General features: G+C 56.6%; 14 protein-coding genes. 10 read left to right on the top strand and 4 right to left on the bottom strand.

The window, feature by feature from the left end:
- Positions 1-23 precede the first annotated feature (23 nt).
- Genes ACR0BU_RS09600 through ACR0BU_RS09590 form a run of 3 tightly spaced genes read right to left on the bottom strand, consistent with a single transcriptional unit; the run spans position 24 to position 2,583 of the window.
- Positions 24-539 carry a flavin reductase family protein gene (locus ACR0BU_RS09600; RefSeq protein ID WP_298934493.1) on the bottom strand — a complete coding sequence of 172 codons (516 nt, stop codon included), beginning with the start codon at positions 537-539 and terminating at the stop codon, positions 24-26.
- Positions 539-1,429: an aldo/keto reductase gene (locus ACR0BU_RS09595; protein WP_480737023.1), complete on the bottom strand. Its 891-nt coding sequence runs from the start codon at positions 1,427-1,429 to the stop codon at positions 539-541. Before ACR0BU_RS09595 ends, ACR0BU_RS09600 begins: the two co-directional genes overlap by 1 nt.
- Positions 1,429-2,583 (bottom strand): LLM class flavin-dependent oxidoreductase, encoded by a 1,155-nt coding sequence (locus ACR0BU_RS09590; protein ID WP_480737021.1) that lies wholly within the window; start codon positions 2,581-2,583, stop codon positions 1,429-1,431. The genes ACR0BU_RS09595 and ACR0BU_RS09590 overlap by 1 nt, the downstream gene beginning before the upstream one ends.
- Positions 2,584-2,689: 106 nt before the next feature.
- On the opposite strand from ACR0BU_RS09590, the gene ACR0BU_RS09585 reads away from it, so the two are divergent.
- From ACR0BU_RS09585 to ACR0BU_RS09560, 6 genes are all read left to right on the top strand, one after another.
- Positions 2,690-3,400 (top strand): GntR family transcriptional regulator, encoded by a 711-nt coding sequence (locus ACR0BU_RS09585; protein WP_480737020.1) that lies wholly within the window; start codon positions 2,690-2,692, stop codon positions 3,398-3,400.
- A gap of 19 nt (positions 3,401-3,419) precedes the next feature.
- A complete protein-coding gene (locus tag ACR0BU_RS09580; protein WP_480737018.1) occupies positions 3,420-4,520 on the top strand; it encodes a Gfo/Idh/MocA family protein in 1,101 nt (366 codons plus the stop codon).
- A gap of 195 nt (positions 4,521-4,715) precedes the next feature.
- On the top strand, positions 4,716-5,861 hold the full coding sequence (locus tag ACR0BU_RS09575) for a phosphoserine transaminase (protein WP_480737017.1): 1,146 nt from the start codon (positions 4,716-4,718) through the stop codon (positions 5,859-5,861).
- Positions 5,862-5,866: 5 nt separating this feature from the next.
- Positions 5,867-6,364, top strand: coding sequence for a hypothetical protein (locus ACR0BU_RS09570; RefSeq protein WP_480737015.1), 498 nt, complete (start codon positions 5,867-5,869; stop codon positions 6,362-6,364).
- 14 nt (positions 6,365-6,378) lie between these two features.
- The gene (gene serA, locus ACR0BU_RS09565; protein ID WP_480737014.1) at positions 6,379-7,974 is read left to right on the top strand and encodes a phosphoglycerate dehydrogenase; all 1,596 of its coding nucleotides are present in this window, start codon (positions 6,379-6,381) and stop codon (positions 7,972-7,974) included.
- A gap of 119 nt (positions 7,975-8,093) precedes the next feature.
- Positions 8,094-8,831, top strand: a complete 738-nt coding sequence (locus tag ACR0BU_RS09560; RefSeq protein WP_480737013.1) for a metallophosphoesterase family protein — start codon at positions 8,094-8,096, stop codon at positions 8,829-8,831.
- On the opposite strand, the gene ACR0BU_RS09555 is transcribed toward ACR0BU_RS09560, so the two are convergent.
- Positions 8,818-10,335 carry a malonate--CoA ligase gene (locus ACR0BU_RS09555; RefSeq protein WP_480737012.1) on the bottom strand — a complete coding sequence of 506 codons (1,518 nt, stop codon included), beginning with the start codon at positions 10,333-10,335 and terminating at the stop codon, positions 8,818-8,820. The two genes, ACR0BU_RS09560 and ACR0BU_RS09555, sit on opposite strands and share 14 nt — an antisense overlap.
- Before the next feature lie 167 nt (positions 10,336-10,502).
- Between ACR0BU_RS09555 and serB the strand changes: the two genes are divergently transcribed.
- The 4 genes from serB to ACR0BU_RS09535 are packed head-to-tail and all read left to right on the top strand — an operon-like array spanning position 10,503 to position 12,514.
- Positions 10,503-11,381, top strand: a complete 879-nt coding sequence (gene serB / locus ACR0BU_RS09550; RefSeq protein ID WP_480737010.1) for a phosphoserine phosphatase SerB — start codon at positions 10,503-10,505, stop codon at positions 11,379-11,381.
- A 45-nt stretch (positions 11,382-11,426) separates the two neighbouring features.
- On the top strand, positions 11,427-11,756 hold the full coding sequence (locus ACR0BU_RS09545) for an ArsR/SmtB family transcription factor (protein ID WP_299078907.1): 330 nt from the start codon (positions 11,427-11,429) through the stop codon (positions 11,754-11,756).
- A complete protein-coding gene (locus tag ACR0BU_RS09540; RefSeq protein WP_480737008.1) occupies positions 11,744-12,172 on the top strand; it encodes an SRPBCC family protein in 429 nt (142 codons plus the stop codon). The genes ACR0BU_RS09545 and ACR0BU_RS09540 overlap by 13 nt, the downstream gene beginning before the upstream one ends.
- A 21-nt stretch (positions 12,173-12,193) precedes the next feature.
- Complete coding sequence (locus ACR0BU_RS09535; RefSeq protein WP_298934505.1) at positions 12,194-12,514, top strand: YciI family protein; 321 nt, start codon at positions 12,194-12,196, stop codon at positions 12,512-12,514.
- The last annotated feature ends 3 nt before the right edge of the window (positions 12,515-12,517 follow it).

Genomic DNA, 12,517 nt, shown 5'->3' with positions numbered 1-12,517 from the left:
TTTCCGCAGCGGTCTTCTCGCGCTTATTGGTGCGCGAATTGGCCGAGTTTCCCGGCATAAAAGGTCAGCGCGTCTCCATCCGCCATGCTGGCCTTCAAAACTTTACCCACGACAATAACGTGATCACCTGCGTTGTGATACGCATGTTGTTCGCATTCGAACCGCGCCAGACAATCCGGCAGCAGCGGCGTTCCGTTTTCACAGCGCTCATGTTCGATATCCCGCAGGGCATGGGCGTTCTTGGAACACCCAAAGCACAGCTCGGCCTGTTCGGCTGACAAAACGTGAACGCTGAAGTGGCGCGCCTTCTGAAAATAGGGGAAGCGGCGAGAGTTTCTGTCGCCAGCCCACATCACCAAAGGCGGATCCAGTGACAGGGACGAAAAGCTGTTGGCTGTGATGCAGATCGGCCCGTCATCGCTGTGGCAGGTCACGATCGTCACCCCGGTGGCAAAACGGCCAAAAGCATCCCTAAGGGTTCGGGTGTCGTCTTTATGCGGGACGAATGTGCGGCTCATGTCCTTTGAGATTGCGTTCATCATGGTACCTCATGTCCCAGCGCCGCCTCATAAAGGCGATACCAGGTTTCGCGATCCAGATTGACTTTCAGGGCGTCGGAAATCCGTTTGATACGGTCCAGATTGTTGGTGCCTAGCACCGGAAGGATACCTGCCGGATGAGCCAGCAGGAATGCAATCGCAACAGCAGCACGGTCGACACCGAACTCCTCGGCAATTTCGTCAGCAACCAATCCGACCGGGGGATTCCCGGCCATCAGCATCCCGCCGCCCAAGGGGGACCACGCCATCACGGCGTGGCCGTGCTGCTGGTGGAACGCCAAATCGCCATTGGTGAACGGGCCAATCTCGCCCAGAGAAATTTCGATCTGATTGGTGACCAGCTGCGTTTTCATGGCCGATTGCAACAGCTGCCAATCCCACGGACGGAAGTTGGATACACCAACGGCCCCCACTTTGCCGCTGGCGGCCACCTCATCCAGCACCGCACCAGTCTCGTGGTGATCCATGAACGGATCGGGGCGGTGAATCAGCAGTAGATCGATGTGATCAATCGCCATTTCCTGCAGTGAAGTTTCGACGGACTTCAGGATGTGCGCACGCGACGTGTCATAGTATTTGGCCTTGGCATCGGCATACCGGCCGCAGGGCGCAACGATGTCACATTTGGTGACAATCTCCATCTTTTGACGCAGGCCGGGATTGGCACGCAAGGCGTTTCCCAGAACGGCTTCGGCGCCATAGTCGCCATAGATATCTGCCTGATCGAAGGTGGTGATGCCCTGATCCAGGCAAGCTTGAATCTTGGCATCGACATGACCAGCCGAGGTGTCGCTGTCATCGCCCAGCCGCCACATGCCGTAAACCAGACGGCTCAATTTCAGCGTTTCAGATAGTTTGACACGTTGCATCAACGACGCACTCCGTTGCCCAGCGGCGTCGCTGGGATGTTGTTGGGAACCCGTCCGTAAGCTTCGGGAAGGGAGCAGGTTTTTAGGTTGGGCATCACGCGGGTGCCGAAATGGCGTGCTTCGTCCATGTGTGGATAGCCCGAGAAGATGAAGGCGCGGATGCCCATCTTCTGGTATTCTTCAATCTTCGACATGACCTGATCGGTCGAGCCGACCAATGCCGCACCGCAACCCGACCGGGCGCGGCCAACGCCTGTCCAAAGGCCCGGCTCGATATACCCATATTCATCGGCCAGATCGCGGTTTTTGGATTGATGTGCGACGCCCAGAGATGTGGAGTCCAAGGCGCGCTCTCGTATGGCGCGGCCATATTCATCGTCCAGCTTGGACACGATGTAGTCGGCGTATTCCTGTGCCTCAGCCTCGGTATCGCGGACAATCATGTGAACCCGCAGACCATAATCCAGTGTGCGACCGCATTCGTCGGCGACTGCATGAACGGCTTTCATCCGTTCTGCCAATTGATCCTTTGTTTCCGGCCACATCAGGTAGACGTCACAATGTTCGCCGCACAACTGCAAGGCGGATGGGGAATAGCCACCGAAATACAGCAGTGGGCCGCCGGTTTGATACGGTTTTGCGGGATCAGTGGTCAGACCGCCGAAATTGTAGACCTCGCCAGCATAGTTGATCTCATCCTGTGTCCAAGCCTGTTTCAGGATCTCGACCACTTCGCGCGAGCGTTGGTAGCGATAGGCGCTGTCAGCTTTTTCGCCGGGAAAATCGGATGAGATGATGTTGACGGTTAACCGTCCCTTCAACATGTGATCAAGCGTGGCTATGGTTCGGGCCAGCATAATGGGCTGCATCTCGCCGCAGCGCACCGCAGCCAGCATGTTGATCTTTTCGGTGATCGGTGCGCAGCCCGCGACAAAGCTGAGCGTGTCCTGACCGACTTGATATGAAGATGGGCACAGGATGTTGCGAAACCCCTGCGCCTCGGCTTCTTTAACAATGCCTGAGCAATGATCCCAGCTGGATCGCAGGTCACCATCCGGCACGCCAAGAAACTGATAATCATCCGAGCAAAGCGCTGCAAACCACGAAACCTCAGCCGCATCCAGATCGGGTGACGTGATGGGGACAATTGTCATCTGTTGCGCGCTCCGCATTGATTTTGCTTTTTCTCTTGCGTAGCAATCACATTGATGTAGATCAATAGTGTATCAATTTTTCCTGCGACCGAATGAAGCGTCTGCTGTGACACCAACCAGCCGAAATCCAAATGCCCTGCCGATGTATATTCAAATCTCGGAACTGCTGATCCGGGATATTGCGGCTGGTCGCCTGATCGACGGAGAGCGCCTGCCCCCGGAAAGGGACATGGCGGCTGAGCTTCAGGTTTCGGTCGGGACTTTGCGAAAATCGCTCGCAGAGCTTGAGAAAAAGGGGATGTTGGAGCGTATTCAGGGCTCGGGCAATTACGTGCGCGAGACCGGAACGCAGAACAGCGTCTATGCGATGTTCCGACTAGAGCTGCCGGAAGGCGGCGGTTTGCCACGCGCCGATATCCTGTCGGTTGATCAATTGGAAAAGCCAGACGATCTGCCGGAATTCGGAAAATCCAACATCGGGTCACGCGTGCGCAGAATGCGGTATCTGAATGACACAATTATCGCTGTCGAGGAAATCTGGCTGGACGAATCAGTGGGTCTAATCGACCAGAACCTGCTGTCGGACTCGCTTTATCGCTACTACCAGCAGCAATTGGGGTTCTGGATATCGCGCGCGGAAGACCGGGTTTCGGTCGGATTGTTGCCGCACTGGACGCCACCTGGGTTCACCAAGCCGACCGGAGAAACGGTTGGATATATCGAGCGGTTCAGCTGGTCGGAAAAACCCGACCCGGTCGAGTTTTCAAAAACATGGTTCGATCCGGATCGGGCCACTTATGTACAACGCCTGAAGTAAAAAGAATGAGGAAATACGCATGACCCGGACGATCAATTACGGGCTGATTGGATGCGGCATGATGGGGCAAGAGCACCTGCACAATATTGCCCTGCTGGACGGCACCCGTGTGTCGGCGATTTTCGAACCTGATGCGGGTATGGCAAAGATCGCGCAGGACATCGCACCGGACGCGACGATGGTGTCTTCGGTTCAGGCGTTGCTGGCGGTTGACGATCTGGATTGTCTGGTGATCGCCAGCCCAAATCACCTTCATGCTGATCAACTTGACGAAATCGCCCAAACACGCCCGCTACCGTTGCTGGTCGAAAAGCCCTTGTTCACCGATCCCAACGATGCGGCCCGGCTGGAGGTGATCCGGCAAAGCTATCCCCTCCCAATCTGGGTTGCGATGGAATACCGCTACATGCCGCCGATCGCGGAACTGATCTCGCAGGCTCGGGCGGTCAGCGGCGGTGCGAAAATGTTGTCGATCCGGGAACACCGCTTTCCTTTTCTTGAAAAGGTCGGGCACTGGAACCGGTTTAACCGTAACACCGGCGGAACCTTTGTCGAGAAATGCTGCCATTTCTTCGACCTGATGCGGTTGATCCTGCAATCTGATCCGGTGCGGATCACCGCGAGCGGGGGACAAGCGGTCAATCATCTGGACGAAACCTATGAAGGAGAAACACCGGACGTCCTGGATCACGGTTATGTGCTGGTTGATTTTGCGTCCGGTGCACGGGCGATGCTGGAATTATGCATGTTTGCCGAGGGTTCCCGTTACCAAGAAGAAATCTCGGCCATTGGCCCAGATGCCAAGATCGAAGCCTTGGTGCCCGGGCCGGGTCGCTTCTGGCCTGAACATCTGGGTGCACCGCCGGTGCCGCAGGTGATTGTCAGCCCGCGTGATCCGAAAGGTCCGGTTGTCAAAGATATTCCGGTCGATCCACGTTTGCTTGCAGCGGGGGACCACAACGGATCCACCTTTTATCAGCATCAGGGATTCCTGGAGTTGGTACGCGGAGATCGCGCCGAACCGGATGTGTCAATGCGCGATGGGCTGTGGGCGGTTCAGATGGGATTGGCGGCTCAGCAGGCTTTGATCACCGGCGAAGCTGTTCACCTGACGGGTTGAGCGCCGGCGGCAAGCTCTAAACTGGCCAAGGAATTGCGCCTATCGGAAACGCGCGTTCCCAATGCCCACATTTTTCGGTGTCGTTTTTGACCTTCAAAGGGTCTTTTCCGCTTGCGCGGCTGTTTCAGGGAAAATACGTCTGGCGGCGGGACACCCCTCCCCAACGAGGGGCGTGTATCTGGAAGGATAATACACATGAGCACTGAACAACCGGCGACGCGGCCGGCCAATCCGCGTTTTTCTTCTGGCCCCTGTGCCAAACCCCCCACATTTGACCTGACCAAACTGGCCGATGCCGCGTTGGGCCGTTCGCACCGTGCCGCTGTTGGCAAGGACAAGCTGAAAGCGGCCATCGAAGGCACGCGTGACGTTTTGGGCATCCCGGCAGATTACAAGATCGGCATTGTTCCCGCATCGGACACCGGTGCGGTCGAAATGGCGCTGTGGTCGCTGTTGGGCGAGCGCAAGGTCGAGATGCTGGCGTGGGAAAGCTTTGGGTCCGGCTGGGTCACGGATGTGATCAAGCAGCTGAAAATCGATGCCGAGGTCAAAACGGCAGATTATGGCCAGCTCGTTGACCTAGCTTCGATCGATTTCTCCAATGACGTTGTCTTTACCTGGAACGGCACCACCTCGGGCGTGCGGGTTCCAAACGGCGATTGGATCGCGGATGACCGTCAGGGTCTGACGATCTGCGACGCGACTTCCGCGGCATTCGCGATGGATCTGCCTTGGGATAAGCTGGATGTGACCACGTTTAGCTGGCAAAAGGTTCTGGGTGGCGAAGCGGCGCACGGAATGCTGATCCTGAGCCCCCGTGCGGTGGAGCGGCTGGAAAGCTACACCCCCGCATGGCCCCTGCCCAAGATTTTTCGCCTGACCAAAGGCGGTAAACTGATCGACGGCATCTTTACCGGAGCCACGATCAACACGCCTTCGATGCTGGCGGTTGAGGATTACCTGTTCGCGCTGGACTGGGCGCGCTCGGTCGGCGGGCTGCAGGGGCTGATCGCCCGCGCGGATGCCAATGCCGGTGCGGTGCATGCGTTTTGCGCGCAGAATGATTGGATCGCCAATCTGGCTGAAGATGAGGCAACACAGTCGAACACATCTGTTTGCCTGAAATTCACCGACGCCCGTATTAAGGACGGTGCGAGTTTCGCTAAGGCCGTGGCCAAACGGCTTGAGGCTGAAAACATCGCGCTGGACATCGGTGCCTATCGCGACGCGCCTGCCGGTCTTCGCATCTGGTGCGGCGGCACGGTCGAAACATCGGATATCGAAGCGATGTTGCCCTGGCTGGCCTGGGCCTTTGAGGCAGAGATCGCGGCGCAGAGCTAAACAGAATGGCCGAGATCACATTCGATACAGTTTTTGCTCAGGTTACATTCTGGGCGAAGGGCACAGGTCTGACTGTAACAAAAAACACGTCGAAACAGTGTCCAAAACCTGAGGGAATGGTTCGTATCGACTGGTGCCGACTTGGCTCGTTGAAACTGAACTGCTCTCAGGGATCGGTATTCGACATCGGTCTCGACTACTCATGCAAAGAAGGCTGGGAAGACTCGATAGAAGGCGGAGAAGCATTCATGTGTTCATTATTTGAACACATGAATGGAAGCCAGGCTGCCATAGGTTTGCGCGATTATGAGTGGAATGAAAGGCAGCAGGATCTCATCATTCTGAGTGCTGCCCAACTCCCGGCCAAACCTCGGGTAAAGTACAAAGCAAATTCATCAGCGGCACGGGAATTCGAAATTTCGCTGGCGTTAACCAAATCACCAATCGACGACTTCGAGGCGCTTTCTCCTTGGCTCTACGTCGATAAAGTACTCAAATTCTGAAAAGGACCACAGACATGGCCCCTAAAGTACTCGTATCCGACAAACTCAGCGAAACCGCTGTTCAGATATTCCGTGACCGCGGGATCGACGTGGATTTCATGCCCGATCTGGGCAAAGACAAAGACAAGCTGGCCGAGATAATTGGCCAATATGACGGCCTTGCGATCCGATCGGCCACCAAGGTTACGCCGACTATTCTGGACAAGGCAGACAAGTTGAAGGTCATCGGCCGCGCCGGGATTGGCACGGACAATGTCGACAAGGACGCAGCCTCGAAAAAAGGCGTGATCGTGATGAACACGCCGTTTGGCAATATGATCACAACTGCTGAACACGCGATTGCGATGATGTTCGCCGTGGCGCGGCAAATCCCCGAGGCGAGTACCTCGACCCACGCGGGCAAGTGGGAGAAGTCCAAGTTCATGGGGATCGAGCTGACCAATAAAACGCTCGGTGTAATCGGCGCGGGCAATATCGGTGGAATTGTTTGTGAGCGTGCCTTGGGTCTGCGGATGAAAGTGGTCGCCTATGATCCCTATCTGGGTGAAGAAAAAGCCGCCAAAATGGGCGTTGAGAAAGTCGAGCTGGATGAGCTGCTTGCACGCGCTGATTTCATCACTCTGCACGTGCCGCTGACCGACCAAACCCGCAACATTCTGAGCCGCGAGAATCTGGCCAAGACGAAACCCGGCGTGCGTATTGTCAATTGTGCCCGTGGCGGTTTGGTCGATGAAGAAGCGCTGGCCGAGATGCTAAAGTCTGGTCATGTCGCGGGCGCCGCCTTTGACGTGTTCAAAGAGGAACCGGCAAAAGACAACCCGCTGTTTAACCTGCCCAACGTGGTCTGCACCCCTCATCTGGGCGCGGCGACCACCGAAGCTCAGGAAAACGTAGCGCTGCAAGTGGCCGAGCAGATCTCGAACTACCTGTTGACCGGCGCGGTAGAAAACGCGCTGAACATGCCCAGTGTTACGGCTGAAGAGGCCAAGGTCATGGGGCCATGGATCAAACTGGCCGGACATCTGGGCAGCTTTATTGGCCAGATGACGGACGAGCCGATCAAAGCCATTAACATCCTCTATGATGGTGTGGCGGCCGAGATGAACCTTGCGGCGTTGAACTGTTCTGTGGTCGCGGGGATCATGAAAAAGTTCAATCCTGAGGTAAACATGGTCTCGGCACCGGTTGTCGCCAAAGAGCGTGGGATCAAAATCTCAACCACCAATCAGGACAAGTCGGGCGCCTTCGAAGGCTACATCAAAGTCACGGTCGTCACAGACAAGCGGGAACGCTCAATCGGTGGCACTGTGTTCAGCGATGGCAAGCCGCGGTTTATTCAGATCAAAGGGATCAACATCGACGCTGAAGTTGGCGCCCACATGCTGTACACCACGAACGAAGATGTCCCGGGCATTATTGGCACGCTGGGTCAAACCATGGGTGAGCATGGGGTCAACATCGCCAACTTTACTTTGGGTCGATCTGAGGCCGGGGGTGAGGCGATTGCGCTGCTCTATGTTGATGAGCTGGTTCCGGCAGAAGCGCGCGCCAAACTGGCCGAGACCGGCCTCTTCACGCAGATCAAGCCGCTGGAATTTGACGTTGTCTGATCTGCGGCGCTGAACTTGTGACCCAATCGATGCCCGCGCTGAATAATGCGCGGGCATTGGCTTTTTTTAGCGGCCTAATTACGGCAAAAGACCCGTAACCAATTCGAAGAGGCGCCGGTTTGACAACTCCTATCTATGCCGTTGGTGACATCCACGGGCAGCTGGGCATGCTGCAAAACGCGCTGTCCCGGATTGAGGCGGATGGCGGTCCAGATGCACGCGTCGTTTTTCTGGGGGACTACGTGGATCGCGGCCCCAATAGCCGTGAGGTGTTGGACCTGCTGATCGAGGGGCAACAGGCGGGGCGAAACTGGGTCATGGTTAAGGGCAATCACGACCGGATGATGGCCCGGTTTGTGCAAGAATGTGAGATTGCGGACAAGCAGCTGCCGATCGCCTTGAACTGGCTGAACCCGCGTCTGGGTGGTCGTGAAACGCTTGCGTCTTACGGCGTTGAAGTCACGGATAATGATCGCATCTATCAGGTCCATGAACGCGCCTGCGCTGCTGTGCCGCCCGCGCATCTGGACTTTATCAATGCCTTGCCGAACTATCATCAGGAAGGTGAGCTGCTATTTGTCCACGCCGGTATCCGGCCCGGTATCCCTCTGCCGCAACAGTCAGAAGATGATCTGGTCTGGATCCGGCAGGAGTTCTTGATGGAGGCCGGTCCACACCCCTGGCTGATCGTGCATGGCCATACACCCGTGGATGCGGCAGAGCATTACGGGAACCGGATCAATCTGGATGCAGGCGCAGGCTATGGCCGGCCGCTGGCCACTGCGGTGTTCGAAGGCCGCCAGTGTTGGTTACTGACGGAATGCGAGCGAACGCTGTTGACTCCTAGCCCTTTGTAAACAGGTCGCGGTAGTAGTCGCGCAGCACGTTTTTCTGAACCTTGCCCATGGTATTGCGGGGTAACTTGTCCAGCACGATCAGTTCGCGCGGATGTTTGAACCGGGCCAGTTCTGTTTGAATGGTGGCCAGAATGGCTTCTGCGTCAGGTGATTGGCCGGGTTCCGCGACAAGAATGCCCAGAACAGTCTCGCCAAAGTCTGGATGCGGTACGCCGATGACGGCGCTTTCCAAAACACCGGGCTGGTCGTCCAGCACCAGCTCGACCTCTTTGGGATAGATGTTGTACCCGCCCGAGATGATCAGGTCCTTGCCGCGCCCAACAATGTGCACATAGCCATCCGGATCCACGCGGCCCAAATCACCGGTGATGAAGAACCCATCCTCGCGTAGTTCGGCGGCGGTCTTCTCGGGCATTTGCCAATAGCCGTCGAACACGTTGGGACCGCGCACTTCGATGATTCCAATCTCGCCCTGCGGCAGGTTTTCGCCCGTGTCGGGGTCGGTGATCTTCAGTTCTACACCCGGCAGAGGAAACCCGACCGTCCCGGCACGGCGTTCGCCGTCATACGGGTTAGAGGTGTTCATGTTGGTCTCGGTCATGCCATAGCGTTCCAGGATGCGGTGACCGGTGCGCGCCTGAAACCGTTCGTGGGTTTCCGCCAGCAAGGGGGCCGAGCCTGAAATGAACAGCCGCATATGTCGCGTCAGGTCACCGGTGAACCGATCATCGTCCAGTAGGCGGGTGTAGAAGGTTGGAACTCCCATCATGGATGTCGCCCTGGGCATCAGGCTCAGGATGTCATCCAGATCGAATTTCGGCAGAAAGATCATCGACCCGCCCGAAGCCAAGATGACATTTGTCGCCACAAACAGCCCGTGAGTGTGAAAGATCGGCAACGCGTGTAGCAGGACGTCTTCAGGTGTGAACCGCCATTCACGCACCAGCGTTTCCGCGTTGGACAACAGGTTGGCTTGCGTCAGCATTGCACCCTTGGAACGTCCTGTGGTGCCGGATGTGTAAAGGAAAGCGGCCAGATCACTTTCGGACCTTTTGACCGGTTCAAAGGCAGGTAGCATTCCCAACGCGCGACGCATCAGGCTGCCGGTTCCATCTGCGTTCAGCGTGACCAACTGCGCATTTTGTGCCTGCGCGATGGGCCTAAGCCCGGCTTCGTTGGCCTGATCGCAGACAACCAGAGACGCTTCGCTATTTTCGATAAAGTAGCTCAGCTCAGCGGTCGTGTAGGCAGTGTTCAAAGGCAGAAAGATCAAACCCGTCTGAGCGCAAGCCGCATAAAGCGCCAGTGCTTCGGGGGATTTTTCCACCTGAATGGCCACGCGGTCGCCGGGCTCCAACTCCAGTCCAGTCAGCGCGTTGGCAATTCGAGAGGACATATCGAGGAATTCGGCGTGGGTGACGACTCGACCATCTGGTAGATGCAGGAATGGCGTGGTCTTGCCAGCGTGGCGCCCGAACAAGCGATCATACAGCGGGTTACCCATCCCAATTCTCCTTTAGTCCTAATCCTGCTGAACCTGTCTTGGATTTGCTGGACGGTAAAGCCCTGAAATCGATGAAAACCGGGCGTTTTTGGCTGTTTTGCCCCATCCGCCTCTGGCGAAAATGCTGCACCTGCGATATGCGCATGTCAGACTGTCGGAGACTGAAAATGCTCGTTGCCACCCTGCTGACCAACCCTGCGGCGCCCTCGCTTGATGGCACTCTGGTCGAGTCGTTGCGAAATGCATGGGGAGGGGGGGATGTCGTTTGGTTGAACTCTGATGAGGCGGCCGAGTTTCCGGTGGTGGAGATGCCAGACAACCGCTGGGATGTCTGGGCGGATCTGCAGGGTATGGGCGTCGACTTGATACTGCAGCCGATTGAAGGGCGTCGTAAAAAAATGCTTTTGGCGGATATGGACAGCACCATGATCCAACAGGAATGCATCGACGAACTGGCCGATGAAGCTGGGGTTGGCGAACGCGTCAAAGACATCACGGCGCGTGCGATGAACGGTGAATTGGATTTTGATGGTGCCTTGCTTGAACGGGTTGGTCTGTTGAAAGGCCTGGATGAGGCGGTGATCGATCAGGTGCTAAACACGCGGATCACCCTGATGCCCGGTGGCCGCGAACTGGTTGCAACGATGCGCGCGGCCGGTGGCTACGCGGCGCTGGTCTCGGGTGGGTTTACCGCGTTCACAGCTCGGGTGGCTGAACGGTTGGGGTTCGATGAAAACCGAGCCAACACTTTGCTATCTGAAAATGGGCACCTGACCGGCGATGTGAAACGTCCGATTCTTGGACGTCAGGCCAAAGTCGAATCCCTGGAACGCATCACTGCGCGATTGGGTATTGCAGAAGCTGATGTAATTGCCGTGGGCGATGGGGCTAACGATTTGGGCATGCTGGGCCGCGCTGGGACGGGTGTTGCGCTGCATGCCAAGCCTGCGGTTGCAGAGCAATGCGACATTCGGATCAACCATGGCGATTTGTCTGCACTGTTGTACGTACAAGGCTATGCCCGACCGGATTTTGTCAGCGCCTGATACAGCGTACTTTCTTTTATTTAACACGTGTGTTAATAAGTGGTTATGAGCACACTTCTGACCGCCTTTTCGGCACTATCTGATGCCACAAGATTCTCGATTGTCGAACAGCTGATGGAGAACGGAGAGTTGCCCGTCGGCGACCTGATTGACGGCAAGGGCATGTCCGGCGCAGCCATTTCGCGCCATCTGAAAGTTCTGCGAGAGGCCGGGTTGGTCCAGCAGCGGGTGCACGGGACGCGGCGCATGTATTCGATCCAGCCCGATGGTCTGCGTGCGATTGCGGAATGGACGATCTCGAAACGGCAGTTTTGGGAAGGTAGTCTCGACCGTTTGGGTGATATTCTGGAGGGGGAGAACTCATGGCCGACCTGAAACTGGAGCGGGATTTCCCTGTCAGCCCCGAAACCCTGTTCGATTGGATCAGCAATGGACCAAAACTGCTGCAATGGTGGGGGCCTGAAGGGGTGCATGTAACGAAACATGATCTGGATTTTTCACGCCTTGGGCCGTGGTACTCGGTTATGGAAAACGGTGAAGGTCAAAGGTTCAAAGTCTCAGGCCATGTCACACATGTCGATCCACCAAACTCGGTGGGGTTTACCTGGGCCTGGCACGATGATCAGGACCAGCGCGGCGCTGAAAGCCACGTCACTTTTTACGTCGCCGCATCGCAAACTGGGTCGCGTTTGGTCTTGGACCACCGCGAATTGGCAGATGCCGATATTGCAGGGAACCACGAACAAGGCTGGACATCGTCGTTGCGCAAACTCGAAGCGCGCTGCAAATAGTTTTTAACAAGGAGAAATGGAATGCCCCAATATCTGTTTGTCTATCACGGTGGTACGACTCCAAGCGACCCCGCCGAAGTCGAAGCAACCATGGCCGCCTGGGGCGCATGGTTTCAGGGTATGGGGGATGCGCTGGACATTCCCGGCAATCCGGTTGGTCAATCCCACACAGTCAGCAGCAGCGGTGTTGCGGATAATGGTGGCGCCAACCCGGCCTCGGGCTTTACCGTGATCAAAGCCGATAGCATCGACGCCGCGACCGAGATGGCCAAGGGATGTCCGATGGTCGTGAACGGATCGGGTTCGGTCGAGGTCGCCGAGGTGCATGAAATCGAGATGTGACAG

This window comes from Ruegeria sp. CK2, from assembly GCF_056536585.1.
This window is presented reverse-complemented; position numbering and strand designations above follow the sequence as displayed.

Bases quoted from the DNA above. Each gene is read 5' to 3' on its own strand.
- ACR0BU_RS09600 (WP_298934493.1), bottom strand. From the start codon at position 539: ATGAACGCAATCTCAAAGGACATGAGCCGCACATTCGTCCCGCATAAA.
- ACR0BU_RS09595 (WP_480737023.1), bottom strand. From the start codon at position 1,429: ATGCAACGTGTCAAACTATCTGAAACGCTGAAATTGAGCCGTCTGGTT.
- ACR0BU_RS09590 (WP_480737021.1), bottom strand. From the start codon at position 2,583: ATGACAATTGTCCCCATCACGTCACCCGATCTGGATGCGGCTGAGGTT.
- ACR0BU_RS09580 (WP_480737018.1), top strand. From the start codon at position 3,420: ATGACCCGGACGATCAATTACGGGCTGATTGGATGCGGCATGATGGGG.
- ACR0BU_RS09575 (WP_480737017.1), top strand. From the start codon at position 4,716: ATGAGCACTGAACAACCGGCGACGCGGCCGGCCAATCCGCGTTTTTCT.
- ACR0BU_RS09570 (WP_480737015.1), top strand. From the start codon at position 5,867: ATGGCCGAGATCACATTCGATACAGTTTTTGCTCAGGTTACATTCTGG.
- serA (WP_480737014.1), top strand. From the start codon at position 6,379: ATGGCCCCTAAAGTACTCGTATCCGACAAACTCAGCGAAACCGCTGTT.
- ACR0BU_RS09555 (WP_480737012.1), bottom strand. From the start codon at position 10,335: ATGGGTAACCCGCTGTATGATCGCTTGTTCGGGCGCCACGCTGGCAAG.
- serB (WP_480737010.1), top strand. From the start codon at position 10,503: ATGCTCGTTGCCACCCTGCTGACCAACCCTGCGGCGCCCTCGCTTGAT.
- ACR0BU_RS09545 (WP_299078907.1), top strand. From the start codon at position 11,427: ATGAGCACACTTCTGACCGCCTTTTCGGCACTATCTGATGCCACAAGA.
- ACR0BU_RS09540 (WP_480737008.1), top strand. From the start codon at position 11,744: ATGGCCGACCTGAAACTGGAGCGGGATTTCCCTGTCAGCCCCGAAACC.
- ACR0BU_RS09535 (WP_298934505.1), top strand. From the start codon at position 12,194: ATGCCCCAATATCTGTTTGTCTATCACGGTGGTACGACTCCAAGCGAC.